The sequence below is a fragment of the Zoogloea sp. genome, from assembly GCF_030157465.1.
Classification (GTDB): domain Bacteria; phylum Pseudomonadota; class Gammaproteobacteria; order Burkholderiales; family Rhodocyclaceae; genus Zoogloea.
The window spans coordinates 1-26,273 of the sequence record NZ_JAOAUU010000058.1 but is presented as its reverse complement, the minus strand read 5'-3'; the positions used below and the strand labels follow the sequence as shown (position 1 = coordinate 26,273).

General features: G+C 65.0%; 26 protein-coding genes. 18 read left to right on the top strand and 8 right to left on the bottom strand.

The window, feature by feature from the left end:
• Window positions 1–43 precede the first annotated feature (43 nt).
• The 4 genes from gatB to gatC form a co-directional block, all read right to left on the bottom strand.
• Window positions 44–1,504 carry an Asp-tRNA(Asn)/Glu-tRNA(Gln) amidotransferase subunit GatB gene (gatB, locus tag Q1W26_RS06730; protein ID WP_300437543.1) on the bottom strand — a complete coding sequence of 487 codons (1,461 nt, stop codon included), beginning with the start codon at window positions 1,502–1,504 and terminating at the stop codon, window positions 44–46.
• Window positions 1,505–1,529: 25 nt separating this feature from the next.
• Window positions 1,530–2,036, bottom strand: a complete 507-nt coding sequence (locus Q1W26_RS06725; protein ID WP_300437541.1) for a hypothetical protein — start codon at window positions 2,034–2,036, stop codon at window positions 1,530–1,532.
• Window positions 2,037–2,041: 5 nt separating this feature from the next.
• Window positions 2,042–3,493, bottom strand: a complete 1,452-nt coding sequence (gatA, locus tag Q1W26_RS06720) for an Asp-tRNA(Asn)/Glu-tRNA(Gln) amidotransferase subunit GatA (protein WP_300437538.1) — start codon at window positions 3,491–3,493, stop codon at window positions 2,042–2,044.
• Window positions 3,494–3,569: 76 nt separating this feature from the next.
• Window positions 3,570–3,857, bottom strand: coding sequence for an Asp-tRNA(Asn)/Glu-tRNA(Gln) amidotransferase subunit GatC (gatC, locus tag Q1W26_RS06715; RefSeq protein WP_300437536.1), 288 nt, complete (start codon window positions 3,855–3,857; stop codon window positions 3,570–3,572).
• Window positions 3,858–3,965: 108 nt separating this feature from the next.
• On the opposite strand from gatC, the gene Q1W26_RS06710 reads away from it, so the two are divergent.
• The 8 genes from Q1W26_RS06710 (at window position 3,966) to Q1W26_RS06675 (ending at window position 11,427) form a co-directional block, all read left to right on the top strand.
• On the top strand, window positions 3,966–5,009 hold the full coding sequence (locus Q1W26_RS06710) for a rod shape-determining protein (RefSeq protein ID WP_141352592.1): 1,044 nt from the start codon (window positions 3,966–3,968) through the stop codon (window positions 5,007–5,009).
• A gap of 112 nt (window positions 5,010–5,121) precedes the next feature.
• Window positions 5,122–6,039, top strand: coding sequence for a rod shape-determining protein MreC (gene mreC, locus Q1W26_RS06705; RefSeq protein ID WP_366143643.1), 918 nt, complete (start codon window positions 5,122–5,124; stop codon window positions 6,037–6,039).
• 3 nt (window positions 6,040–6,042) lie between these two features.
• Window positions 6,043–6,564 (top strand): rod shape-determining protein MreD, encoded by a 522-nt coding sequence (gene mreD, locus Q1W26_RS06700; protein WP_300437532.1) that lies wholly within the window; start codon window positions 6,043–6,045, stop codon window positions 6,562–6,564.
• A gap of 133 nt (window positions 6,565–6,697) precedes the next feature.
• Window positions 6,698–8,602: a penicillin-binding protein 2 gene (mrdA, locus tag Q1W26_RS06695; RefSeq protein ID WP_300437529.1), complete on the top strand. Its 1,905-nt coding sequence runs from the start codon at window positions 6,698–6,700 to the stop codon at window positions 8,600–8,602.
• Window positions 8,595–9,737, top strand: a complete 1,143-nt coding sequence (gene rodA, locus Q1W26_RS06690; RefSeq protein WP_300437526.1) for a rod shape-determining protein RodA — start codon at window positions 8,595–8,597, stop codon at window positions 9,735–9,737. Before mrdA ends, rodA begins: the two co-directional genes overlap by 8 nt.
• Before the next feature lie 40 nt (window positions 9,738–9,777).
• Entirely contained in the window at window positions 9,778–10,824 is a 1,047-nt protein-coding gene (locus Q1W26_RS06685; RefSeq protein WP_300437523.1) for a septal ring lytic transglycosylase RlpA family protein, read from the top strand.
• Window positions 10,825–10,982: 158 nt separating this feature from the next.
• The gene (locus tag Q1W26_RS06680; RefSeq protein WP_300437521.1) at window positions 10,983–11,195 is read left to right on the top strand and encodes a hypothetical protein; all 213 of its coding nucleotides are present in this window, start codon (window positions 10,983–10,985) and stop codon (window positions 11,193–11,195) included.
• Window positions 11,161–11,427: a hypothetical protein gene (locus Q1W26_RS06675; protein WP_300437518.1), complete on the top strand. Its 267-nt coding sequence runs from the start codon at window positions 11,161–11,163 to the stop codon at window positions 11,425–11,427. The genes Q1W26_RS06680 and Q1W26_RS06675 overlap by 35 nt, the downstream gene beginning before the upstream one ends.
• Here Q1W26_RS06675 and Q1W26_RS06670 read toward each other — a convergent pair.
• From Q1W26_RS06670 to mnmG, 4 genes are all read right to left on the bottom strand, one after another.
• On the bottom strand, window positions 11,424–12,290 hold the full coding sequence (locus Q1W26_RS06670; protein WP_300437516.1) for a ParB/RepB/Spo0J family partition protein: 867 nt from the start codon (window positions 12,288–12,290) through the stop codon (window positions 11,424–11,426). The genes Q1W26_RS06675 and Q1W26_RS06670 overlap by 4 nt on opposite strands.
• Before the next feature lie 100 nt (window positions 12,291–12,390).
• A complete protein-coding gene (locus Q1W26_RS06665; RefSeq protein ID WP_300437513.1) occupies window positions 12,391–13,161 on the bottom strand; it encodes an AAA family ATPase in 771 nt (256 codons plus the stop codon).
• Window positions 13,161–13,799, bottom strand: a complete 639-nt coding sequence (gene rsmG / locus Q1W26_RS06660; protein ID WP_300438082.1) for a 16S rRNA (guanine(527)-N(7))-methyltransferase RsmG — start codon at window positions 13,797–13,799, stop codon at window positions 13,161–13,163. Before rsmG ends, Q1W26_RS06665 begins: the two co-directional genes overlap by 1 nt.
• 2 nt (window positions 13,800–13,801) lie before the next feature.
• Entirely contained in the window at window positions 13,802–15,706 is a 1,905-nt protein-coding gene (gene mnmG, locus Q1W26_RS06655) for a tRNA uridine-5-carboxymethylaminomethyl(34) synthesis enzyme MnmG (RefSeq protein WP_300437510.1), read from the bottom strand.
• A 449-nt stretch (window positions 15,707–16,155) separates the two neighbouring features.
• On the opposite strand from mnmG, the gene Q1W26_RS06650 reads away from it, so the two are divergent.
• The 10 genes from Q1W26_RS06650 to Q1W26_RS06605 all read left to right on the top strand — a co-directional run.
• Window positions 16,156–16,521, top strand: coding sequence for a response regulator (locus Q1W26_RS06650; protein WP_300437506.1), 366 nt, complete (start codon window positions 16,156–16,158; stop codon window positions 16,519–16,521).
• Between the two features lie 3 nt (window positions 16,522–16,524).
• On the top strand, window positions 16,525–17,799 hold the full coding sequence (locus Q1W26_RS06645) for a methyl-accepting chemotaxis protein (protein ID WP_300437504.1): 1,275 nt from the start codon (window positions 16,525–16,527) through the stop codon (window positions 17,797–17,799).
• A 16-nt stretch (window positions 17,800–17,815) separates the two neighbouring features.
• Window positions 17,816–18,109: an STAS domain-containing protein gene (locus Q1W26_RS06640; RefSeq protein ID WP_141354811.1), complete on the top strand. Its 294-nt coding sequence runs from the start codon at window positions 17,816–17,818 to the stop codon at window positions 18,107–18,109.
• A 16-nt stretch (window positions 18,110–18,125) separates the two neighbouring features.
• Window positions 18,126–20,294: a chemotaxis protein CheA gene (locus Q1W26_RS06635; protein WP_300437502.1), complete on the top strand. Its 2,169-nt coding sequence runs from the start codon at window positions 18,126–18,128 to the stop codon at window positions 20,292–20,294.
• Between the two features lie 28 nt (window positions 20,295–20,322).
• The gene (locus Q1W26_RS06630; RefSeq protein ID WP_300437500.1) at window positions 20,323–22,785 is read left to right on the top strand and encodes a methyl-accepting chemotaxis protein; all 2,463 of its coding nucleotides are present in this window, start codon (window positions 20,323–20,325) and stop codon (window positions 22,783–22,785) included.
• Between the two features lie 20 nt (window positions 22,786–22,805).
• The gene (locus tag Q1W26_RS06625; RefSeq protein WP_300437498.1) at window positions 22,806–23,384 is read left to right on the top strand and encodes a chemotaxis protein CheW; all 579 of its coding nucleotides are present in this window, start codon (window positions 22,806–22,808) and stop codon (window positions 23,382–23,384) included.
• Window positions 23,385–23,407: 23 nt separating this feature from the next.
• Entirely contained in the window at window positions 23,408–23,998 is a 591-nt protein-coding gene (locus Q1W26_RS06620) for a chemotaxis protein CheD (RefSeq protein WP_300437495.1), read from the top strand.
• A 43-nt stretch (window positions 23,999–24,041) separates the two neighbouring features.
• Entirely contained in the window at window positions 24,042–24,848 is an 807-nt protein-coding gene (locus Q1W26_RS06615) for a protein-glutamate O-methyltransferase CheR (protein ID WP_300437492.1), read from the top strand.
• Window positions 24,845–25,348, top strand: coding sequence for a chemotaxis protein CheD (locus Q1W26_RS06610; RefSeq protein WP_300437489.1), 504 nt, complete (start codon window positions 24,845–24,847; stop codon window positions 25,346–25,348). The genes Q1W26_RS06615 and Q1W26_RS06610 overlap by 4 nt, the downstream gene beginning before the upstream one ends.
• Window positions 25,348–26,273 (top strand): chemotaxis response regulator protein-glutamate methylesterase (locus tag Q1W26_RS06605; protein WP_300437487.1); only part of this gene is annotated, 926 nt, incomplete at its 3' end. The genes Q1W26_RS06610 and Q1W26_RS06605, both read left to right, overlap by 1 nt.

The following is a 26,273-nucleotide window of genomic DNA, read 5'->3' as shown; positions in this document are numbered from 1 at the left end:
AAACGGTCCATGCCGGCGTCGGCATGAACCGTTTCTGAAGGCCTCAGCCCAGCTTCTTCTTCAGGATCTCGTTGACCTGCGCCGGGTTGGCCTTGCCCTTCGAGGCCTTCATGCACTGGCCGACCAGGGCGTTGAAGGCCTTTTCCTTGCCGGCGCGGAATTCCTCGACCGACTTCTGGTTGGCCGCCAGGACTTCGTCGATGATCGCCTCGATGGCACCGCTGTCGGTGACCTGCTTGAGGCCCTGGGCTTCGATGATCGCGTCGGCGGATTCACCCTCGCCGTTCCAGAGCGCCTCGAAAACCTTCTTGGCGATGGCGTTGGAGATGGTGTTGTCGGCGATGCGCGCCACCAGCCCGGCCAGTTGCACGGCGCTGACCGGCGAGGCGGTGATGTCGAGTTCGGCCTTGTTGAGCCGGCCGGCCAGATCGCCCATGACCCAGTTGGCGCAGGTCTTGGCGTTGGCGGTGCCGGTGGCGGCCACGGTGTCGAGGTAGAAGCGGGCCATGTCGCGGCTGGCGGTGAGGGTGGTGGCGTCGTAGGCCGACAGGCCGTATTCACCCTGGAAGCGCGCCGACAGCGCCACCGGCAGCTCTGGCAGCTCGCCCCGCACGCGTTCCACCCACTCGTCCGAGATCACCAGCGGCAGCAGGTCGGGGTCGGGGAAGTAGCGGTAGTCGTGGGCGTCTTCCTTGCTGCGCATGGCGCGGGTTTCGCCGCTGTCGGGGTCGAACAGCACGGTGGCCTGCTGAACCTTGCCGCCATCTTCGATGAGGTCGATCTGCCACTGGATTTCGTAGTCGATGGCCTGCTGCAGGAAGCGGAAGCTGTTGAGGTTCTTGATCTCGCGGCGGGTGCCGAATTGTTCCTGGCCGCGCGGGCGCACGGACACGTTGGCGTCGCAGCGGAAGGAGCCTTCCTGCATGTTGCCATCGCAGATGTCGATCCAGCGCACCAGCGAATGCAGCTGCTTGGCGTAGGCCACGGCCTCGGCGGACGAGCGCATGTCGGGCTCGGAGACGATCTCGAGCAGCGGCGTGCCGGCGCGGTTGAGGTCGATGCCGGTCATGCCGTGGAAATCCTCGTGCAGGCTCTTGCCGGCGTCCTCTTCGAGGTGGGCGCGGGTGAGGTTGACGCGCTTTTCGTAGGCGCCGCCCTTGCCGTCCGGCACCAGCAGGTTCAGCGCGCCGCCGACCACGACGGGCAGTTCGAACTGGCTGATCTGGTAGCCCTTGGGGAGGTCGGGGTAGAAGTAGTTCTTGCGGGCGAAGACGCTCTTCGGCGCGATGCTTGCACCCACCGAGAGGCCGAAGCGGATGGCCCGCTCGACGGCGCCCTTGTTGAGCACCGGCAGCACGCCGGGCAGCGCGATATCCACGCCGCAGGCCTGCACGTTGGGTTCGGCGCCGAAGGCGATGCTGGCGCTGGAGAAAATTTTGGATTGCGTATTGAGCTGGGTATGTACTTCCAGCCCGATGACGACTTCCCAGTCGGTTCTGCTCATGGTTGTTCTCTAGATGTTGGGGCGATCAGTCGCACTGGCCGGTGGCCTTGTCGATCAGCAGGGGCCAGACGTAATCCTGGGCGCTGGCGGGGGAGCACAAATGGTGGCAGTTGGCGAAGGCTACGGTGACCTGCTCGCCCTGATCCCACATGTGCACGCGGCAGTCGCGGGCGCCGGTGAGTTCGATGGACGGCAGGGCCTGGGTCTGGCGGAACTGGGCGAGATCAAAGCGGCAGGTGCCGCGTTTGGGCATGGTGAGTTCGGCCTTGAAGGCATTCACCTTCGAATTGACGACATCCACGGTGGCCGAACCGAAATTGCCGGCTTCGTCCTTGAAGCGGCACTGGGTGCTCAGCGAAAAGGTGCGCAGCGGCATGGGTTTGAGGCGGCCGCTCGGACTGCTGGCCGGGCTGCCGGCCGGGCGCTCGATGATGCCGCCCTCGCGGGTGGCGGGGCGGATCGTGTCGACGACCGAACAGCCGGAAAGGGCGAGCAGCGCCGTGGCCAGGCCGATGCGAAGTACGTGCTTCATGGCGCTCAGAAGACCGGTGCCCGGCTGTGCCAGTCGGTGGCCTGCTGGAACTGGTGGGCGGTGTTCAGCAGGCGGGCTTCGGTGAAGTAGTTTCCGATGAGCTGCAGGCCGACCGGCAGGCCGTCCTTGCCGAAACCGGCCGGGTGCGACAGGCCGGGCAGGCCGGCGAGGTTTACCGCCACGGTGTAGATGTCGCCCAGATACATCTGGACCGGATCGCTGCTCTTTTCGCCGATGCCGTAGGCCACGGTCGGGTTGGTCGGGCCGGCGATCACGTCGCATTGCTCGAGGGCGGCGGCAAAATCCTGGGCGATCAGGCGGCGCAGCTTTTGGGCCTTGATGTAGTAGGCGTCGTAGTAGCCATGCGAGAGCACGTAAGTGCCCACCAGGATGCGGCGCTGCACTTCGGCGCCGAAGCCCTGGCTGCGGCTCTTGCAGTACATGTCGTTGAGATCGGTGTACTCGGCGGCGCGGTGGCCGTAGCGCACGCCGTCGAAGCGGCTGAGGTTGGAACTGGCTTCGGCGGGGGCGATCACGTAATAGGCGGGAATCGCCAGCCGGGCGTTGGGCAGGCTGACCTCCACGGTGGTTGCGCCGAGCTTGCGGTATTCGGCAAGGGCCGCCTCCACGGCAAGGCGCACGTCGTCGGACATGCCTTCGGCGAAAAACTCCTTCGGCAGGCCGATGCGCAGGCCGGCCAGCGGGCGGGCGAGATCGGCGCCGTAGTGATCGTAGCTGCGCTCGAGGCTGGTGGAGTCGCGCGGATCGTGGCCGGTCATGGCCGAGAGCAGCTGTGCGCAGTCTTCGGCCGTGCGGGCAAAGGCGCCGCCCTGATCGAGCGACGAGGCGTAGGCGATCATGCCAAAGCGCGACACCGTGCCATAGGTGGGTTTGATGCCCGTGATGCCGCACAGCGATGCCGGCTGGCGCACCGAGCCGCCGGTGTCGGAGCCGGTGGCGATCGGCACCATGCGCGCGGCCACCGCGGCGGCCGAGCCGCCGGACGAGCCGCCGGGCACCTTGGTGGTGTTCCAGGGGTTGCGGGTCGGGCCGAAGTGGGAGCTTTCGTTGGAGGAGCCCATTGCGAACTCGTCCATGTTGGTCTTGCCGACCATCACCGCGCCGGCGTTCTTGAGCAGGCTGACCACGTGGGCGTCGTAGGGGCTCACGAAGTTGGCGAGCATCTTCGAGCCACAGGTGGTGAGCACGCCTTCGGTGCAGAACACGTCCTTGTGGGCCAGCGGAATGCCGGTGAGCGGGCCGGCGTCGCCGGCGGCGATGCGCGTGTCGGCGGCCCGGGCGGCGGCCAGGGCGCCATCGCGGTCGACGGTGACGAAGGCGTTGATCCTGGGGTTGCCGGCTTCGATGCGGGCCAGGCTCTCGGTGGCGAGTTCGACGGCGGAGACGGTTTTCGCGCGGAGGGCGGCAGCGATGTCTTTAAGGCTTGAGTCGATCATGGTGCAGGAGGCGAATTGAGCGGGACGGAGGCGCCCGCCGGGGCCGGCGCCGGAATGGCAAAGCGAGGGCTGCGGCTTACTCGATGACCTTGGGTACGAGGTACAAGCCGGCTTCGGTCTGCGGGGCGATGGCCTGGTAAGCGGCGCGGCGGTCGGTTTCGCCGACCACGTCGGCGCGCAGGCGCTGGGCGAGTTCCTGGGGGTGGCTCATCGGCTCGACCCCGTCGGTATCGACCGCCTGCATTTCTTCGATCAGGCCGAAAATTCCGTTGAGTTTGGCCAGCGTTGCATCAAGCTCTCCGTCGGCGAGTTCGAGGCGGGAGAGCTTGGCGATATGGCGGACTTCGTCGAGGGAAAGTGACATGGCAATTTACAAAGTTGCTTAAACGACAAAGGTTTGTAGGTTATCATAAGCGATTCTGTTGCCCCAATTCCCAACCCCTCAAACGGTTTTTCCGGGACTTTTTCTCCGATGTTTGGTTCTCTGCGCTCCTATTTTTCGAACGATCTCGCCATCGACCTTGGCACCGCCAACACCCTGATCTACGTCCGGGGCAAAGGCATCGTTCTCGATGAACCGTCCGTGGTGGCGATTCGCACCGAAGGCGGCCCGAACGCCAAGAAAACCATCCTCGCCGTCGGCATGTCGGCCAAGCAGATGCTTGGCAAAACACCGGGCAACATCACGGCCATCCGTCCGATGAAAGACGGCGTCATCGCCGACTTCACCGTGACCGAGCAGATGCTCAAGCAGTTCATCAAGAAGGTTCACGACACCCGCCTGTTCTCGCCCAGCCCGCGCATCATCATCTGCGTGCCCTGTGGTTCGACCCAGGTGGAGCGCCGGGCGATTCGCGAATCCGCCCTCGGCGCCGGCGCCAGCAACGTCTACCTGATCGAAGAGCCCATGGCTGCGGCGATCGGTGCCGGAATGCCGGTGGCCGATGCAACCGGCTCTATGGTCGTCGACATCGGCGGCGGTACCACCGAAGTGGGCGTGATCTCGCTGGGCGGCATGGTCTATGCGGGTTCTATCCGCGTCGGCGGCGACAAGTTCGACGAAGCCATCGTCAATTACATCCGCCGCAATTACGGCATGCTGATCGGCGAAACCACCGCCGAATCCATCAAGAAGGGCATCGGTTCGGCCTTCCCGGGTTCCGAGGTGCAGGAAATGGAAGTCAAGGGCCGCAACCTGGCCGAAGGCATTCCGCGCGCCTTCACGATTTCGTCCAATGAAATCCTCGAAGCGCTCACCGAGCCGCTCAACCAGATCGTCTCCGCGGTCAAGATCGCCCTCGAGCAAACCCCGCCCGAACTCGGCGCCGACATCGCCGAGCGTGGCATGGTGCTCACCGGCGGCGGCGCGCTGCTGCGTGACCTCGACCGCCTGCTGATGGAAGAAACCGGCCTGCCGGTTATCGTTGCCGACGACCCGCTTACCTGCGTGGTACGTGGTTCTGGCATGGCCCTCGAAAAGATGGACCAGCTCGGTTCCATCTTCACCAGCGAATAAGCGTCGGCTTTACGGCCAGGGCGCACGCGTTGAACCTTCCGTTCCATCGCGTACGCCAGCGACCCGGGCTTGTCCCGGGCGCGGTCGTTTACCGTAGCTGATCGGCGTGCCAATGGTCGGCCATTCGACTCCTCCCTTCTTCAAACGCGGGCCTGCGCCGCTGGCCAAGCTCGTCTTTTTCGTGATCGTCTCCCTCGGGCTGCTGGTGAGCGACCTGAACCTGCGCTACCTGGATGCCTTTCGCCAGGGGTTGTCGGTGCTTGCCTATCCGCTGCAGATGGCGGCCGCCACGCCGGCGGATTTCGTTCGCAACGCGTCCAATTATTTCGCCTCGCTGGTCCGCCTGCAGATCGAGAACAAGGATCTCAAGGCCCGCCAGCTCCAGGGCGCCGAGCGCCTGCTGCGCCTCGACCAGATCGAGCAGGAGAACCGTCACCTGCGGGCGCTGCTCGACGCGCGGGAGCGGCAGGCGGTGAAGTCGGTGGTGGCCGAAATCATGTACACCGCCAAGGATCCGTTCTCGCGCACGGTCATCCTCGACAAGGGCGCCCAGGCCGGCATCGAGGCCGGGCAGGCCGTGGTGGATGACGCTGGCGTGATCGGCCAGATCACCCGGGTCTTCCCGATGCAGTCCGAGCTGACCCTCCTGACCGACAAGGACCAGGCCATTCCGGTGATGATCGTGCGCAGCGGCCTGCGGGCGGTGCTGTTCGGCTCCGGCAACGGCCTGATGGAGCTGCGTTATCTCGCGGCCAACGCCGACATCCAGCCTGGCGACAAGGTCGTCACCTCCGGCCTCGATGGTGTCTTCCTGGCCGGCCTGCCGGTGGCGACCGTGGCCCGGGTGGAGCGCGATCAGGCCCAGACCTTCGCCCGCATCCCCTGCCTGCCGGCCGCAGGTGTCGAGCAGTTCAGCCACGTGCTGGTGCTGGGGCAGCGGGAAAGCCTGCCGCCGCGGCCGCCCGAGCCCGAGCTGATCAACAAGGGCAAGTCGGGCAAGGGCCGCAAGGCCAGAGCCGGCAAGGAGTAAGCCATGCAACCGACCAACCGCTCGAGCCGCATCCTGCTCCCGGTGAAGATGTGGTTTGTTTATCTGACCCTCTTCGTCGCCCTGTTCCTGAACTACATTCCCACCGGCCACCTGCCGGCGGTGCCTGATTTCGTCGCCCTCGTGCTGGCCTTCTGGTGCGTGCGCGAGCCGCTCAAGATCGGCATCGGCGCGGGCTTCGTGTTCGGGCTGCTGGTCGATATCGGCGTCGGAGCGGCGATGGGGCAGCATGCCTTTGCCTATGTGCTGCTCACTTATGCGGCCAACGAACTGTCGCGTCGGGTCATGTGGTTCACCCCGGTCGAGCAGGCGCTCCACGTGCTGCCCTTGCTCTTCATGTCCCAGGTGCTGATGGTTGTCGTGCGCCTGATGGCCGGCGCCGAGTTTCCCGGCTGGTGGATGTTCTTCGGATGCTTCGTTGCAGCGCTGCTGTGGATTCCGCTGCATTACGTGCTGCTGCTACCCCAGTACCGGCCCGTGGAGCGGGACGAGAACAGGCCGATCTAGTGAGCGGCGAAGGGTGTTCGTTGAAGGCTGAGCCGTTCGTGCTTGTGCTCGACCCGCGCGAGCCCGTTTCGATGTGCTTTGTGGCGCGTCAGTCGTGCCCTCTCATGCTTCACGCTTCAGCCTTCAACCCGACATGAGCGTCATGCGTACTCCCGAGCAGGAACTTGCCCGTTTCCGCGGCCGGCTGGCGGTGGCGGGCGCTGTTGCGCTGGTGTGTTTCGGTCTGCTGGCGGCGCGGTTTTTCTATCTTCAGGTGCTGCGCTACGATTATTACTCGACGCGCGCCGAGGACAACCGCATCTCGCTGGTGCCCATCGTGCCCAACCGCGGCCTGATCATGGACCGCAACGGTACGGTGCTGGCGCGTAATTACTCGGCCTACACGCTTGAAATCACCCCTTCGCGGGTGGCCGATCTCGAAGCCACGATCGAGGCGCTGTCGACGCTGGTGGATATCCAGCCCAAGGACCGCAAGCGTCTCAAGAAGCTCATGGACGAGAGCAAGAGCTTCGAGTCGCTGCCGATCCGCAACCGGCTCTCCGACGAGGAGGTTGCCCGCTTCATCGCCCAGCGTTACCGCTTTCCCGGCGTGGAACTCAAGGCGCGGCTGTTTCGTGACTATCCGATGGGCAGCTTCGGCTCCCACATCATCGGCTACATCGGCCGCATCAACGATCGCGACCTCGAGCGTATCGAGGAAAACGAAGATTCCGCCAATTACCGCGGCACCGACCACATCGGCAAGGCCGGCCTCGAAAAGAGCTACGAGCGAGAACTCCACGGCCTGACCGGCTTCGAAGAGGTCGAGGTGGACTCCGGCGGGCGTGCCGTGCGGGCCCTGCGCCGCACCCCGGCCACGCCCGGCAACAACCTTGTGCTGACCATCGATCTCAAGCTGCAGGAGGTCGTCGAGAAGGCCTTCGGCAACCGTCGCGGTGCCCTTGTGGCCATTGAGCCGGGGAGCGGCGGCGTGCTGGCGCTGGTGTCGCTGCCTACCTTCGACCCCAACCTGTTTGTCGATGGCATTGCCCCCCAGGACTGGGACGAGCTCAACACCTCGCCCGATCACCCGATGGTGAACCGCGCCCTCAACGGCGCCTATCCGCCGGGCTCCACCTTCAAGCCCTTCATGGCGCTGGCAGCGCTGATGAGCGGCAAGCGCACGCCCGGGCAGGCGATTTCCGATCCTGGCTTCTTTGATTTCGGCGGCCACCACTTCCGCGACGACAAGGCTGGCGGCCACGGCACCGTGGATATGTACAAGTCCATCGTGCAATCGTGCGACACCTACTATTACCGCCTTGCCAACGACATGGGGATCGACCTGATCGCGTCCACGATGGGCGTGTTCGGTTTTGGCAGCCGGACCGGAATCGACATCGAAGGCGAAAGCTCCGGCGTGCTGCCTTCGCCCGAATGGAAGAAGCGCCGCTTCAAGAAGCCCGAGCAGCAAAAATGGTTTGGCGGCGAAACCATCTCCATCGGCATCGGCCAGGGCTACAACGCCTACACCATGCTCCAGCTCGCCCACGCCACGGCAACCGTGGCTGCCGGCGGCGTGATGTTCAAGCCGCACCTGGTGAAATACATCGAGAGCGCCAAGGACAGCAGCCGGCGAATGATCGAACCCCAGCCGATCAAGACCATCCCGATCAAGCCTGAGCACCTGGAAACCATCCGCCGTGGAATGATAGGCGTGAACCGGGAAGGGACCGGAGCCCGCGCCTTCGCGGGCGCCCCCTACGTTTCGGCCGGCAAGACCGGCACGGCCCAGGTGTACTCCCTGAAGGGCGCAAAATATTCGGCGAAGATCGCCGAGCGCCTGCGCGACCACGCTCTCTTCATTGCCTTTGCACCAGCCGACAAGCCGACGATCGCGCTGGCCGTGCTCGTCGAGAACGGCGGCTTTGGCGCCCAGTCGGCCGCGCCGATCGCCCGTCAGGTGCTCGACTACTACCTGCTCGGCAAGTTGCCGGCCGGTGTCGCGCCGGAAGATCCGGGCGCCGAAGGCTCGGCGGAGGAAAGCACTGGTGACTAATTCCCGCTTCGATCCGCGCAAGTGGGTGGCCTACATCCTGGCGCCGCTGGATGGGCCGCTGATGCTGATCGTTCTCGCCATCCTCGGCTTTGCCACGGTGGTCATGGTGAGCGCTTCGCCCGAACGCCTGGGCACCCTCGGGCTGAACATCGCGGTGGCCTTCGCGGTGATGTGGGTTGCCGCCAGTCTTCCGCCCCAGCGGATGATGAGCATTGCGCTGCCGATTTACATCCTGGGGGTGCTGCTGCTCGTTGGCGTGGCCCTGTTTGGCGACGTGTCGAAGGGCGCCCGGCGCTGGCTCAACATCGGGGTGGCGCGAATCCAGCCGTCCGAACTGATGAAGATCGCCATGCCGCTGATGCTCGCCTGGTACTTCCAGTGCCGTGAAGGCATGCTCCGGGTGCGCGATTTCTTCGTCGCCGCCGGTTTGCTGCTGGTGCCGGTCGGGCTGATCGCCAAGCAGCCCGATCTCGGCACCGCAGTCCTCGTGGCTGCGGCGGGCTTCTACGTGCTGTTCTTTGCCGGCCTCGCCTGGCGCCTCATCCTGCCTTTTGCCGTGGTCGGGATCGTCGGTATCGTGACGATCGTGGCCATGGGCGACACCATCTGCCAGCCGGGCGTCGAGTGGCCAGGCATGCGGGAGTACCAGAAACACCGCGTGTGCACCCTGCTCGATCCGACCTCCGATCCGCTCGGCAAGGGCTTTCACATCATCCAGTCCACCATCGCCATCGGTTCCGGCGGCATTCTTGGCAAGGGCTGGGGCAGCGGCACCCAGACCCATCTGGACTTCCTCCCCGAGCGACACACCGACTTCATCTTTGCGGTGCTGACCGAGGAATTTGGGCTGGTCGGCGCCCTGTTTCTCGTGGTAATGTATATCCTGTTGATTTTTCGCGGCCTTTTCATTGCCGCTGGTGCCCCGACCCTGTTCTCGCGCCTTCTTGCTGGCGCCCTCACGCTGATCTTCTTTACCTACGCGTTTGTGAACATGGGCATGGTGAGCGGAATTCTCCCCGTTGTCGGGGTGCCCTTACCCTTCGTCAGTTACGGCGGCACTGCACTCGTTACCCTTTGTCTTGGCGTCGGCATGCTCATGAGCATCCAGCGCCATCGACGTCGGGTAGGTACCTGAACCCGCGCGCCTAGCGCGCGCCCGAACAGGAAAGAGCGTCATGACCCCTGTAGCGATATCCCGTCGCGCCCGCTTGTTGCTGGCGCCTCTCTGTAGCACCCTCCTGCTGGTCGGCCCTGTCCATGCGGCCCCGGATTCGTCGATCGAAGCCGCTTCCGACGCAGGCCCCCGCACCGGCCTCAAGGCTGCCTTGCCCGCCCGATTCAAAGGCGGCGTTTTCAAGTTCGATGCCCAGTCCGACGAATCTTCCGCCGAAGCGGATGAGGAGGCCGTCGCCACGCCGCGCGTCGACAAGAACGATTATTCACTCCAGGGCAGCATGTCGTCCGGCGGTGGGCTCACCCTCGAGAAGGGAGTGGCTAGCTGGTACGGCAAGATGTTCCACGGCCGCAAGACGTCCAGCGGCGATCCGTACGACATGTACGCGATGACGGCGGCGCATCCGACCCTGCCTATTCCAAGCTACGTGCGGGTGACCAACCTGGCCAACGGCCGCTCCGCCGTGGTGCGCGTGAACGATCGCGGCCCTTTCCATCCGGGGCGCATCATCGATCTGTCGTATGCGGCTGCCTACAAGCTCGGCTATACAGACCAGGGTCACGCCAGGGTTGAAGTGGCGCTGGTGCTGCCGGAAGAAGTGTCGCTGGTCCGGCCGGGCCGCCCGGTGCCGCCCGTCCGCAGATTGAAGGCTCCCGCGGCTGCGCCCGTCGTGGTGGCGGCACGTCCGGCCGCTGCGCCGCTCGAAGTTCCGTCCCGCACGGTCGTCGAGCCGGTGCTGCCGCAGGTTGCGGCTGCGGCGCCAGTCTCCCGGCCCACCGAAAAGGTGGCCGAGCGTGTGGCCGACAACAAGGCGGCAGGCGAGGTTTTCCTGCAGCTCGGCGCCTTCGCCACTTTTGTGACGGCCGAGCAGTTCAAGGGCCTGGTGGAGCACGAACTCAAGTGGCTCAAGGAATCGGTGTCGGTGCTGGCCTCGGAAGGCAAGTATCGCCTTCACGTGGGGCCGTTCGCCTCCGCCATGGAGGCCCGGTCGATTGCCGAGCGGATTGCCGGCACGCTCAAGCTCAGGCCTTTTGTAGTGCAGCGCTGACGCTGCCGGGCTCGATGCCTTAGGGTTTTTTCGGCGTGGGGCGCCCGTTGCTGCGCCACCAAAATGTTGCGAAAAAGCAACACGCATAAAACCCTTCTACCATCAAGGAAATTTTTCACTTGTTGTCTATACTCAGTACAGACAAAGGGAGAAAAATCATGAGCTTCATCGATTCGCCCATCAGCAGTTGCAACGCCGTTCGCGAAATGGTTCTGACTGATCAGACCCAGCGTGAGTGTGCCCTTGAACATGGCTGCCCGCCGGGCCGTAATTGCCCGCTGGATGGCTGTTTCGCCGAGATTTCCGGTATCACCGAAGCGGCCACGCTGGAGCAGCTTGCCGCTGCCGAAGCTGCTCATCACAGAGCCTGAAGTCGTGGCCAACCGCACGCTGGGAACACGCCAGAAACTGGTGTTCCGCGGGCCGGCAAAAGGGCCGGGCGGTGGTGCTGCGAAGGCCCCACGGAACCCGTTCGTGGTGCCTCTGCTGCAGCGCAAGGCCGGCCCTCATGAAAAAACGCCGGGTGGAAAGCGACAGGACGAGAAGCGGGAAACAGCCCGGTTGCTGCAAAAGCTTCCGGGCGTGTCGCCGAAAAACGCTTAGCGGAGCTTTTCCAGCAAGCCGTCCAGTTGGTCAAGATCGCCAAACTGGATTGTTACCGCGCCGGCGCCTTTCTTGTTGGCCTTGATTTTCACCGTTGCGCCGAGGCGGTCGGCGATTTCCTCTTCAAGACGCAGGATGTCCCGGTCGGGCTGGGGGGCGGGCAGGTGTGTCTTCGGGTTCAGTTCCTGGTGGACGAGGCGTTCCGCCTCGCGCACAGATAGCCCGCGGGCGGCGATCAGGTTGGCGAGGCCGACCTGGGCGGCGCCATCGAGGGGGAGCAGCGCGCGGGCGTGGCCCATGTCGATGTCGCCGGCCATGAGCAGTTCCTGCACCTGCGGGGCCAGTTGCAGCAGGCGAAGCAGGTTGGACGCCGCCGGGCGGGAGCGCCCCACGGCGTCGGCTGCTGCCTGGTGGGTCATGCCGAATTCGTCGATGAGCCGCTGGATGCCGCCGGCTTCTTCAAGCGGATTGAGGTCTTCGCGCTGGATGTTCTCGATGAGCGACATCGCCAGTGCGGCTTCGTCCGGAATCTCCCGCACAAGGCAGGGCACCTGGCTCAGGCCGGCGATCTGGGCGGCGCGCCAGCGTCGTTCGCCGGCGATGATCTCGTAGCGTTTGGCGTCGAACAGGCCGCCGATCTGGCGCACGAGAATCGGCTGCATGACGCCCTGTGACTTGATCGAGGCGGCCAGTTCTTCCAGCGAGCCCGGGTCCATCCGCGTGCGCGGCTGATATTTTCCGGGCTGCAGTTCGCTGGCCGGCAGTTGCTGGAGTTCGCCTTCGTTCTTGTCGGCGTCGTCGGTGTTGGCGGCGAGGAGGGCATCGAGGCCGCGGCCGAGGCCTTTGAGTTTGGGAGTTGCCATGGTGTATCTCTCAGGGAATCGCCGGGCCGCCCCAAGATGCCTTGAGGCCCCCCCGGGGGCACGATCGCTGAAGGGTGGCGATCGCGGGGGCGGTTATGACTCAGAGGGTCTTGACGCGCTCGATCATTTCTTTGGCGAAGGACAGGTAGGCCTGGGCGCCCTTGGCGCTGCGGTCGAAGACGACGCCGGGGATGCCGTGGCTGGGGGCTTCGGCGAGGCGCACGTTGCGCGGCACGACAGCCTTGAAAACCTTGTCGCCGAAGTGGGCTTCGAGCTGGGCGGATACCTGCTGCTGGAGGGTGACGCGCGGGTCGAACATGACCCGCAGGAGGCCGATGATGGAAAGGTCGCGGTTGAGGTTGGCGTGCACCTTCTTGATCGAGTTGACCAGGTCGGACAGGCCTTCCAGCGCGTAGTACTCGCACTGCATCGGGATGATCACGCCGTGGGCGACGCACAGGCCGTTGAGCGTGAGCAGCGACAGGGACGGCGGGCAGTCGATGAGGATGAAATCGTATTCTTCGGTGTGCAGCGCGAGGGCGTCGCGCATGCGGTTTTCGCGGCGCTCGAGGCCGACCAGTTCGACTTCGGCACCGGCCAGGTCGCGGTTGGCGGGGATGATGTCGTACTTGCCGGTTTCAGAGTGGACGCGGGCTTCGGCCACCGTGCACAGGCCCACCAGCAGGTGATAGACCGACTTGCCAAGGGTGCGCTTGTCGATGCCGCTGCCCATCGTGGCATTGCCCTGGGGATCGAGGTCGACCAGCAGCACGCGCTGGCCGGAGGCGGCGAGACCGGCGGCGAGGTTGACACAGGTGGTCGTCTTGCCGACGCCGCCCTTCTGGTTTGCGATACAGAAAATGCGGGCCATTAGTTTTTGGTTCGTTTCACGATGATGAGGTGACGTTCGGCGTCAAGGCCGGGCACCGTCAGGGGTGTGCTGCGCTCCAGCGCGAAACCGGCCGGAATGCGGGCGATCTCGTCGGCAGGATAGACGCCTTTCATGGCAAGGATGCGAGTCTCGGGGCCTGCGAGGTGGGCGGTAAGGTTGACGAAGTCGGCCAGGTCGGCGAAGGCGCGCGAGACGATGCCATCCACCGGCTGCTCGGCAAAATAGGCGGGCTGCCAGTTTTCGATGCGGGCGTGGTGGGCGCGGAAGTTGGCGAGCTTGAGTTCGATTCGCGCCTGGTTCTGGAACGTGGCCTTCTTTTGCACCGTTTCGACCGAATCCACCTGCAGCTCGGGCCGGCAGATGGCCAGCACGACGCCGGGCAGGCCACCGCCGGAACCCACATCCACCAGCCGGGTGATGCCTGCCAGTTGCGGCAGCACCGACAGCGAATCGAGCAAATGGTGGGTGACGACCTGAGCCTCGTCGCGGATGGCGGTGAGGTTGTACACCTTGTTCCACTTGATCAGCAGCCGGGCGAAGGCAAGGAGTTTTTCCTGCGCTTCTGCGGGCAGGTCGAGGCCGAGGGCGACGATGCCCTTTTCGAGCGTGGTGGCCATGCTCATGCGGATTTCTCCTCGCGGCCGCGGGCCAGTTCGCCGCGCTTGAGCCACACCAGCAGCAGCGAAATGGCGGCCGGCGTGATGCCCTGGATGCGGCTGGCCTGGCCGATGGTTTCGGGCTTGTGCTGGTTGAGGCGGCCCTGCACCTCCTTGGAGAGGCCGCGCACGCTGGTGTAGTCGAGATCGGGCGGCAGGCGGGTGCTTTCGGCGCCGGCCTGGCGGGCGACTTCATCGAGCTGGCGGTCGATATAGCCCTGGTATTTGGCTGCGATTTCGAGTTGCTCGACCACCTGCGGGTCGGTTTCCGGGGTTTCGGGCGCGCACGGCAGGCTCATCAGCGCGGCGTAGCTCACGGCCGGGCGGCGCAGGAGTTCGAAAAAACTGTATTCGCGTTCGATGGCCTTGCCAAGCACGGCTTCGGCCGCTTCGGCGGGCACTTTGGCCGGCGTGGCCCAGGTGGCGCGCAGGCGGGCGCTTTCGCGTTCGATGGCTTCGCGCTTGGTGTTGAAGGCGGCCCAGCGGATGTCGTCCACCAGGCCCAGCTTGCGGCCGGCCTCGGTGAGGCGCAGGTCGGCGTTGTCTTCGCGCAGGCTGAGGCGGAACTCGGCGCGGGAGGTGAACATGCGGTAAGGCTCGGTGACGCCGCGGGTGATCAGGTCGTCGACGAGCACGCCCAGGTAGGCCTCGTCGCGGCGCGGGCACCAGGCGTCCTGGCCCTTGACCTGCAGCGCGGCGTTGAGGCCGGCCAGCAGGCCTTGCGCGGCGGCTTCTTCGTAGCCGGTGGTGCCGTTGATCTGGCCGGCGAAGAAGAGGCCGGAAATCGACTTGGTTTCGAGGCTGGACTTGAGGTTGCGCGGATCGAAGTAGTCGTACTCGATGGCGTAGCCGGGACGCAGGATGTGGCAGTTTTCGAGGCCGCGGATCGAGCGGACGATGTCCAGCTGCACGTCGAAGGGCAGGCTGGTGGAGATTCCGTTGGGGTAGATCTCGTGGGTGTCCAGGCCTTCGGGTTCGAGAAAGACGTGGTGGCTGTCCTTGTCGGCGAAGCGGTGGATCTTGTCTTCGATGCTCGGGCAGTAGCGCGGGCCCACGCCTTCGATCACGCCGGAATACATCGGCGAGCGGTCGAGGTTGGCGCGGATGATGTCGTGGGTGCGGCTGTTGGTGTTGGTGATCCAGCACGGCAGCTGGCGCGGGTGCTGGGCCGCGTTGCCGAGAAAGCTGAACACCGGCACCGGATCGTCGCCGGGCTGCTCCTGCATCACCGAAAAATCGATCGTGCGGGCATCGAGCCGCGGCGGCGTGCCGGTTTTGAGGCGGCCCTGCGGCAGGGCGAGCTCCTTGAGGCGCTGGCCGAGGCTGATGGCCGGCGGATCACCGGCGCGGCCGGCGGCGTAATGCTGCATGCCCACGTGGATCAGGCCGTTGAGAAAGGTGCCGGCGGTGAGCACCACGGCGGGCGCTTCGAAGCGCAGGCCGATTTGCGTGACCACCCCGGTGACGCGGTCGCCGACCACGGTGAGATCGTCCACGGCCTGCTGGAACAGCCACAGGTTGGGCTGGTTTTCGAGGCGCTGGCGGATCGCGGCCTTGTAAAGCACCCGGTCGGCCTGGGCGCGGGTGGCACGCACGGCCGGGCCCTTGCTGGCGTTGAGGATGCGGAACTGGATGCCGCTTTCGTCGGTGGCCGCCGCCATGGCGCCGCCGAGGGCGTCCACTTCCTTGACCAGGTGACCCTTGCCAATGCCGCCGATGGACGGGTTGCAGCTCATCTGGCCGAGGGTTTCGATGTTGTGGGTGAGCAGCAGCGTGGCGCACCCGGCCCGTGCCGCAGCCAGCGCGGCTTCGGTGCCAGCATGGCCGCCGCCGACAACGATCACGTCGAATCGGGTGGGATGAAGCATTGGGAGACCGGAGGAAGGTGAATCGGGGGAGCAGAATGATACGACCTTGCGCTGCAAAAATACAGCGCCGCAATCCGGGTAGGCGGCGAAAAACGGCGGATTTACAACGGCTTACCAGCGGAGTTCGAATCGTTCGGATAGCCGGAGACGGTACTTTCGTCACCCGGCGGCCAAATGGGGCCATGCACGGTGGATAACAGGGGCTGCAGGCCTGGCGGTGAGGTGGGCAGGGTGGGGCCAGACAATAGGATTTTTCGATTGTTGCATTGAACAATTTTCCTCCGCGGTTTCTCAAGTTCGAATCTGGAGGGCCGTAAAGCCTTGCAATACAAAGGCTCCATGTTTTGGGCGGCAGTTGCATCCGTCGCGCTTTTCGGGAGCTTCAACAATCCAGCCATGTTGTCGGCCCCGGTTTGAAAGGCTTTCTGCTCGGGGTCAGGAGTTGAAAATTGAAAACCATCATGCTGGTGGATGATTCCGCCACTGTTCTGCTTTCCATCTCGGGCATCCTGGCCAAGGCCGGTTTCAACGTGGTGACCGCCAACAGTGCCGAAGACGGGCAGCGGAAACTTGCTGCCGGCACCAAGCCCGACCTGCTCATCACCGATCTGAACATGCCGGGCATGAACGGTATCGAGTTCATCAAGGTGGTCAGGCAGCGGGCCGAACTGCGTTTCATGCCCATCCTGTTTCTCACCACCGAATCGCAGCAGAGCAAGCGTGCCGAGGCGAAGGCCGCCGGTGCTTCCGGCTGGATCGTCAAGCCCGCGACTGCGGAAACCCTGCTCAGCACGATCAAGCTTGTGGTGCGTTGAGTCATGACGGCCATCCGGGATAAATCACGGCGGCGCCGGCTGTTGCTGGCCTGTGTGACGGCCGTGGGCGCCTTTGTCGTCGTTTATTTCGCCAATGCGACCTATCACGAGCTGTTGCTCGACAAGGTGGGGCTGAGTCAGGCGCTGGTCGATGCGCTGGGTGCGGCGGCAGCGGTGCTGGTGAGCTTCCTGGCCCAGCAGATGCTGTCCGTCGCCCGCTACCGCGACCCCTCTTACGGCGCCGAAAACGCCTTGCAGCATGCGCGTGACGAGACCGCCAGGCGGCTGGATGTGGCCACCGAAGTGAGCCACTCCCTGGCCCAGGTGCCGCACCTCAACAACATTCTCGTCGGCCAGCTCAGCGCCGTTACCACCCAGACCGAAAGCGCGGCCTTCAGCATGGTGGAGCGCCTGCAGGCCGTCGATTCCGTGGTGCAGGGGCTTGACCGCTGTGTCCAGACTTTTTCGCAGGAATCCGGCGAGATCGTCGATGCGGCCAGTGCCCGCGCCGTTCGCAACCAGCAAACGCTGGTGGCCTTGCAGGGCTACATTCATCGCCGCCTCGAAAACCTGGGCGAAGACCGGCAGCACGTGATGTCGGCCCTGAACGAGGCCAAGTCGCTGGGCCAGTTCGTCAAGCTGGTGCACGACATTTCCAGCCAGACCAATCTGCTGGCCCTCAACGCCGCCATTGAGGCCGCCAGGGCCGGTGAAGCCGGACGCGGTTTTGCGGTGGTGGCCGACGAAGTCCGCAAGCTGGCCGGGCAGACCGACCAGGCCGTGCTGAAGATAAGCGAAGGCATCGGTCGGGTGGTGAGCACCATCGAAGCCCAGTTCCGCGAACAGCTCGACCAGTCGAGCAGCGACGCGGAAGACCAGGCCCTGCGTACCGTGGCCGACGAATTCGACGAAGTGAGCCAGAGCTATACCCGGCTCATCGAGCACGAGAGCCGGATTCTCGCGGCGTTTCGGGAATCCAGCGCCACGCTCGCCGAGATGTTCATGGAAACCATGGCCAGCGTGCAGTTCCAGGACGTGACCCGCCAGCAGGTCGGCCATGTCATCGAGGCGCTGCAACGCCTCGACGAACACGTACTCAAGCTCGCCGACTGCCTGACCGACAAGGCCGCGGTGGCCGATGTTCCGGCCATGACCGAGCAGATCGACCGCCTGTTTGAAAGTTACGTGATGCAGAGCCAGCGCGACGAGCACGTACGCTACAGCGGCGATCGCGCCCCGGCGGCTTCGGGCGCCGGCCCGGCCGTCGAACTGTTCTGAATACCAGGAGAAGCGAATGAGCGCGATCCGCCGGGCTTTTACCGAGGATTTCACGATTTACCGGGTGGCCGAACTCAAGCCGGTCCTGCTCGCCGTGATTCAGGAGGGCGAGCACATCGAGCTGGACCTGTCCGGTGTCGAGCACATGGATTCGGCCGGCTGCCAGTTGCTGATCTTCGCCAAGCGCGAGGCCGGTGCTGCCGGCAAGACGCTGGCGATCGTCGCCCACAGCCGGGCCGTGCAATCCCTGATCGAGTTCTACAACCTGGCAGCCTGGTTCGGCGATCCCCTCGTCGTGCCCGCGGCATAGCTCCGGCAAATCCATCATGGACGAACTGAAACAAGTTTTCTTGCAGGAGAGCTTCGAGCAGCTCGATGCCCTCGAGTCCCTGCTCCTCGAGCTGGAAAACCGGCCCGACGACGAAACCACGCTCAACGGCATCTTCCGCGCCGCACATACCATCAAGGGCGCGGCGGGAATGGTCGAGTGCGCGGCCGTCGAATCCTTTGCCCACGTGGTCGAGAACGTGCTTGACCGCCTGCGCAACCACGAAATCGCGGTCAGCACCAAGCTGGCGGCCCTGATGCTCGGATGCACCGACCACCTCCGGGTGCTGGTTGCCAACGAAGCCGGGGTGGCGCAGATGGCGGGCGAAGAGATCGAGGCGCAGGGCGCCCGCCTGCTCAAGCAGCTGGGCGAATACGGCCCGGGCGGGCAGGTTTCCGCCAGCCCCAAGACCGTCGAATCCGGTGTCGAGCGGATTCCCTCAAGCGGTTCGGCCCAGAACTGCTGGCACATTTCGGTGCGCTTCGGGCCTGAAGTGCTGCGCCAGGGCATGGACCCGGAAAACTTTTTGCGTTTCCTGGAAACCCTGGGCGATATCCGGCACCTGGAAACGCTGGCCGACGCCATGCCGGCGGCGGCCGAGATGGACCCGGAAGTGTGCTACCTGGGTTTTGAAATCACCCTCGAATCCAGCGCCGACAAGCAGGCCATCGAAGACATCTTTGCCTTCGTTCGCGACGAATGCCAGCTGTCCATCCTGCCCCCCAACAGCAAGGTCGCGGATTACCTCGACCTGATCCGGAATTTGCCCGAGGACACCCTGAGGCTCGGCGAAATTCTGGTGCAGGTGGGCGCGCTGACCGCCGATGAACTGGCCGAAGGGCTGCGGGCCCAATCGGCGCCCGTCGATGAACCGGAGCCGGAGGCCAGGCAGATCGGCGAAATCCTGGTCGCCCAGCAGGTCGTCCAGCCGGAGCTGGTCGTGGCCGCGGTGGCCAAGCAGGCCCAGGTCAGCGAGAAAAAGGCCCAGGACGCCAAACTGATCCGGGTGCCGGCCGACAAGCTCGACCACCTCATCAACCTGGTCGGCGAGCTGGTGATTGCCGGTGCGGCCACCAGCCTGCTCGCCCACACCCGCCGCGACGGCGAACTGATCGAAGCGTCGTCCCTGCTGACCCGGCTGGTGGAGGAAATCCGCGATGCCTCGCTGCAGCTGCGCACGGTGCAGATCGGCGAAACCTTCAACCGATTCCACCGCCTGGTGCGCGATGCCTGCAAGGATCTGGGCAAGGATGTGCAGCTCGTGATCAACGGCGGCGAGACCGAACTCGACAAGTCCATTGTCGAGAAGATCGGCGACCCGCTGATGCACCTGGTGCGCAACTCCCTCGACCACGGCATCGAAGCCCCGGCCGTGCGCGAGGCCGCCGGCAAGGATCCGCAGGGCACGCTCTTTCTCAATGCCTTCCACGACGCCGGCAACATCGTCATCGAAGTGAGCGACGACGGCGCCGGCCTCAACCGCAACAAGATTCTGGCCAAGGCCGTCGAGCGCGGCCTGGTGGATGCCGAGGCTCATCTTTCCGACCGGGAAGTGTTCGACCTGATCTTCGCCCCCGGCCTGTCCACCGCCGATCAGGTGACCAACCTCTCGGGCCGCGGCGTAGGCATGGACGTGGTGCGACGCAACCTGCAGGCCCTGCGCGGCACCATCAACGTGGATAGCCAGTCCGGCCAGGGCACCCGCCTGACCCTGCGCCTGCCGCTTACGCTGGCGATCATCGACGGCTTTCTGGTCGTGTCGGGCAACCGCTCCTACGTGATTCCCCTCGATGCCGTGGTGGAGTGCATCGAGCGGCCCGAATCCGAGCACGAGCGCAATTACTTCAACCTGCGCGGCCAGGTTCTGCCGGCCGTATGCCTGCGCGAAATTTTCAACCTGCCGGGCGAACGTCCGGCCCGCGAAAGCGTGGTTGTCGTGCAGTACGCCGGGCTGCGTGCCGGCATTGTCGTGGACCGGCTGGCCGGCGAACTGCAGGCGGTGATCAAGCCCCTCGGGGTGATCTTCCGCCACCTGCAGGGCATCGGTGGCTCAACCATTCTTGGCAGCGGCGAAGTGGCCCTGATCCTGGATATTTCCGCACTCATCAAGATTTCGGGTCAGCTCGAGCAGCGCCTGATCGCACGTCCTGAATTACGTAACGCCTGACATTTTTTGTATTACCCGGAGATTAATCATGTTCAACAATCTAAAGATCGGTGTGCGCCTGGGGCTAGGCTTCGCCTTCGTGCTGCTGATGCTGGCCGCGATCTCGATCCTGTCGATCACCCGCATCAACGAACTCAACGCCGGGATCGACGAACTGGCGGAGGGTCGGATCCCCAAGATCATCATGGCCGACGAGCTTTCCCTGAACGTCCAGCTGGTTGGCCGTGGCGTGCGCAACATGATCATGGCCAGTGACAAGACGGTCGAGAAGCAGCAAGCCGAAGCGATCGCCAAGGCCCGCAGCCGCAACACCGAGATCTACGAAAAGATGACGCCGCTGATCCTGACCGAAAAGGGCAAGGCCCTGCTCGCCAAGGCCACCGATGCGCGCACCAAGTACGACGTGGTGACCGACAGGCTGCTGAGCCTCGCCGATACCTCGTCGCCCCAGTACAACCAGGACAAGGCCACCCAGCTGCTGTTCGGTGAGTACACCGAGGCAGCCGGCGTGTATGTGACGGCGCTCAACGAGTTCGCGGCCTTCCAGATCGACGGCGCGCGCAAGGCCGGAACCCACGCGGTCGAGCTGGCCAGCTCGTCCAGAACCCTGGTCATCACCCTGGCCTCGGTGGCCTTCGTGCTGGCGGCCCTGTTTGCCCTGTGGCTGACCCGCAGCATCACCCGCCCGATCAACGAGGTTGTCGGCGCCGCCAAGAAGATGGCGGTCGGCGACTTCGACTTCACCCTCAAGAGCGAAGCCAAGGACGAGGTCGGACAGCTGGTGCAGGCCGTTGAGGCGATCCAGCATGCCGTCCAGGCCATGTCCGCCGACACGACGCTGCTGGCCAGCGCGGCGATCGACGGCCGTCTGGCTACTCGCGCCGATGCCAGCAAGCACCAGGGCGATTTCCGCAATATTGTCGAAGGCGTCAATGAAACCCTCGACTCCGTGATCGGTCCGCTCAACGTGGCCGCCAACTACGTCGACCGCATCTCCAAGGGCGACATTCCGGCCAAGATCACCGACATCTACAACGGTGACTTCAACACCATCAAGAACAACCTCAACACCTGTATCGACGCAGTGAACAAGCTGGTGGCCGATGCCGTGGTGCTGTCGAAGGCGGCTGTGGATGGGCGTCTCGCCACCCGCGCCGATGCGACCCAGCACCAGGGTGATTTCCGCAAGGTGGTCGAAGGCGTCAATGCCACCCTCGACTCGGTGATCGGCCCGCTCAACGTGGCCGCCAACTACGTCGACCGCATCTCCAAGGGCGATATTCCGGCCAAGATCACCGACACCTACAACGGTGACTTCAACACCATCAAGAACAACCTCAACACCTGTATCGAAGCGGTGAACAAGCTGGTGGCCGACGCGAACCTTCTGTCCGCCGCGGCCATTGCCGGCCGGCTCGAAACCCGTGCCGACGGCAGCCAGCACCAGGGCGATTTCCGCAAGATCGTGGATGGTGTCAATGGCACGCTGGACGCCATCGTCGGCCCGATCAACGAAGTGCGCCGGATCATGACCGCCATCGAGCAGGGCGATCTGACCCAGAACATCACGCAGGATTACCAGGGTGATTTCAAGGCCCTGAAGGAAGCGGTGAACAACACCGTCGGCAAGCTCTCCGACACCATCACCCAGGTGCGTACCGCCGCCGATGCGCTGACCAACGCCTCCGGCCAGGTTTCGGCCACCGCCCAGTCCCTGTCCCAGTCTTCGTCGGAACAGGCGGCCAGCGTGGAAGAGTCGTCGGCTTCGGTCGAACAGATGTCGGCCTCCATCAACCAGAACGCCGAGAACGCCAAGGTGACCGACAACCTCGCCTCCAAGACCGCGGTGGAAGCCACCGAAGGCGGCGGTGCGGTGAAGAACACCGTGGATGCGATGAAGAAGATCGCCCAGAAGATCGGAATCATCGACGACATCGCCTACCAGACCAACCTGCTCGCGCTTAACGCGGCCATCGAGGCTGCCCGTGCCGGCGAGCACGGCAAGGGCTTCGCGGTGGTGGCGGCCGAAGTGCGCAAGCTGGCCGAACGCTCGCAGGTGGCAGCCCAGGAAATCGGCGGGCTGGCCGGGGATTCGGTGGGGCTTGCCGAACGTGCCGGTCACCTGCTCGACGAGATCGTCCCGTCAATCCGCAAAACCTCCGACCTGGTTCAGGAAATTGCCTCGGCATCCCAGGAGCAGTCGTCCGGCGTGGCCCAGATCAACAACGCCATGAACCAGCTCAACCAGGCCACCCAGCAAAACGCCTCGGCTTCCGAAGAGCTGGCCGCGACCGCCGAAGAACTGGGCGGCCAGGCCGAACAGCTTCAGCAGTTGATGCAGTTCTTCACCATCGACGAGCGCAACATGGGGCGCGGCATGATGCGTGCCGCCCCGGTGGCGGCCATGCGCAGCACTGCTGCTAGCCGGCCGCAGGCGGGGGCGCGGGTGGCGGGCTTCGCGTTCAACGAGAATGACTTCGAGAAGTTCTGAGCGGCGAAAGGAGCATGAACATGTCCCCGCAGCCCGCTTCGCCGGCCAGCTTTTCCGTTGCCGGGGCCAAGGCCCCGGTGGCGGTCGAGTCCAGCCCGGCCCAGTACCTCACCTTTGTCCTCGGCGGCGAGATGTTCGCCGTCGGCATTCTCAACATCAAAGAGATCATCGAGTACGGCGCCGTCACCGAGATTCCGATGGTGCCGCCCTTCATCCGGGGGGTGATCAACCTGCGCGGCGCGGTGGTGCCGGTGATCGACCTGGCCAGCCGCTTCGGCGGCAAGCGCTCCGAGATATCCCGGCGCACCTGCATCGTCATCATCGAACTCACCGAGAACGACGAGCGCCAGGATATCGGCGTGGTGGTGGACGCGGTGTCGGAAGTGCTGGAAATCCCGGCCGCCGAAATCGAGCCGCCGCCGTCCTTCGGTGCCCGCATCCGGGCCGACTTCATCAAGGGCATGGGCAAGGTGAATGGCAAGTTCGTCATCCTCCTCGAAGTGGACAAGGTGCTGTCGGTGGATGAAATCGCTTCGTTGTCGCACCTGGCGACCGAAGGCGCCGTGGAGCTTGCGGCCGGAGGCGTGCCGTCGGCCTGAGCGCCGCACACGGGGCGATCTCCATGGACTACGCCAGCCTGCCCGCCCGCGAGATCGAGCGCCTGTCCCGCAACGTGGCACCCGGCGCGTGGGCGGTGGAGCGGGAGCGGCCCCTCTCCACCTTGCTGGGTTCCTGCGTGGCGGTGTGCATGTTCGACACCCAGGCGCGGGTTGGCGGCATCAACCATTTCATGCTGCCCAACATGCAGCGCAGCGCCAACAGCGAGGTGGATTCGCTGCTTTCAGGCGACTACGCGATGGAGGCGCTGCTCAATGCCCTGCTGGCCCAGGGCGCCCGCAAGGCGCGCATCCAGGCCAAGGCCTTCGGCGGTGGCACGATCATCGAAACCTCGGGGCAGTCGTTTGCCATCGGCCAGCGCAACGCCAAGTTTGCGCGGGACTGGCTGCAGCGGGAGGGCATCCCGATCATCGCCTCGGATTTTCTCGGCCCCTGGTCGCGCAAGGTGCTTTTTGTGCCGGGCACCGGTGACGCCTGGTGCAAGCGCATCGTGACCTCCCACGCCACCGCCGAGGTGATCGCCCGGGAAGAGCGCGCCTACGCCGCCACGCTCGCCGCGCCCAAGCCGCCGGCCAACAACGTCGAACTGTTCTGAGGCTGTCATGAACCACCGGGCCAGTGCCGCCACCGGAAGCTCAATGGACTCCGCGATCACCGACCAGGAGTTCGCCCTCTTCCAGCGCCTGATCTACAAGATTGCCGGCATCAGCCTCTCCGATGCCAAGAAGGTGCTGCTCGTCGGGCGCCTGGCCAAGCGGCTCAAGCATTACAACTTCGGCACCTTTTCCCAGTATTACCGGATGCTGGCGGGGGGGCACCACCCCGAGGAAATGCAGGTGATGGTGGATCTGCTCACCACCAACGAAACCTATTTTTTCCGCGAGCCGGGCCACTTTCATTTTCTGCGCGACGAAATCCTCAAACCGCGGCGCAGCTCGGCGCCCTTCCGGGTGTGGAGCGCGGCCTGCTCCAGCGGCGAGGAGGTCTACACCCTCGCCATGCTGCTCGACGACACCCTGTCCAATTCGCCCTGGGAGGTGGTCGGCTCGGACATCAGCACCCAGGTACTGGCCAAGGCCGAGGCCGGCCATTATCCCCTCGGCCGCCACGAGGGCATTCCGCCGGCCTACCTGAGCAAGTATTGCCTCAAGGGTGTGCGCTCCCACAGCGGCACTTTCCTCATCACACCGGAACTCAAGCGCCGGACGCGCTTCCACCAGGTTAACCTGACCCTGCCGGTGGATACGAGCCTGGGTGAGTTCGAGGTCATCTTCCTGCGCAACGTGATGATTTATTTCGACACCGAAACCAAGCGCAAGGTGATCGGCCACCTGCTGCCGCGGCTCAAGTCGGGCGGGCACCTGATCATCGGCCACTCGGAAACCCTCAACGGCATCCAGCAAGGCCTGGAGCCGGTGCGGGCGACCATCTATCGCAAGCCATGATCGAGTTTGGCGACGACATCCGCGAAGTCTTCCTGCAGCCCGGCGGTTTCCATTTCGGCGGCGGTCGCACGCGGATCTCGACGCTGCTCGGCTCGTGCATTTCCATCACCCTGTGGCATCCGGCCCGGCTCGTCGGCGGGATGTGCCACTTCATGCTGCCCTCCCGCGGCCGGGTTGCCGGTGCCGCGCCCGACGGACGCTACGCCGACGAGGCCCTTGAACTGTTCGACCGGGAGGTGGCGAGGCTGGCCAGTCGTCCGGCCGACTACCAGGTCAAGGTCTTCGGCGGCGGCAACATGCTGACCCGCCCGGACGACAGTTCCGAAGTGATGGACATTGCCGCCCGCAACGTCGAATCGGCTTATGCCTTGCTGGCCCGCCACGGCTACCGGCCGGCGGCCCTCGCCCACTGCGGCGGCAAGGGCCATCGCAAGCTGATCTTCGATCTGTGGACCGGCCATGTGTGGCTGGCCCATCGGCCCCTGGGCACCGCGGCCTGATGGCGTCCGCGCCGATCCGCGTGATGATCGTCGACGACTCGGCCATCGTGCGCCAGGTGGCCAGCGAGGCCATTGCCGCCCAGCCCGACATGCGGGTGCTGGCCACTGCCGCCGACCCGCTCTTTGCCATCGAAAAGATGCGCAAGGAGTGGCCGGACGTGATCGTCCTCGACATCGAGATGCCGCGCATGGACGGGCTGACCTTCCTGCGCAAGCTGATGGCCGAGCGGCCGACGCCGGTGGTGATCTGCTCGTCGCTGGTGGGGCGGGGCGCCCGGGCCAGCTTCGATGCGCTGGCGGCCGGGGCGGTGAGCCTGGTGAGCAAGCCCAAGGTGGGCGTCAAACAGTTTCTGCAGGATGAAAGCGACAACCTGGTCGCTGCCGTCCGGGCCGCTGCCGGCGCCCGTCTGCGCCCCCGGCAGCAGGCGGCGGCGCCGCGTCCCAAGATCACCCTCGACAGCCTGCCGCGCGGGCCGAACGTGCCCGCGGCGGGCGACCGCACCCGGGTGGTGGCCATCGGCACCTCCACCGGTGGCACCCAGGCCCTGGAGGCCGTGCTCACGATGCTGCCTGCGGAGGTGCCGGGCATCGTGGTGGTGCAGCACATGCCGGCCGGCTTTACCGACATGTTTGCCCGCCGCCTCGACGGCCTTGCCAGCATCCGCGTGCGCGAGGCGCAGCACGGCGACCGGGTCGAGCCCGGCCTGGCCCTGATCGCGCCGGGCGGGCGCCACCTGCAGCTGGCCCGCGATGGCCGGGGCTATTTCGTGGGCGTGGTCGATGGCCCGCTGATCAACCGTCACAAGCCTTCGGTGGATGTGCTGTTCCGCTCGGTGGCCCGCATGGCCGGCAGCAACGCGCTGGGCATCGTCATGACCGGCATGGGCGACGACGGCGCCCTCGGGCTGAAGGAAATGCGCGACGC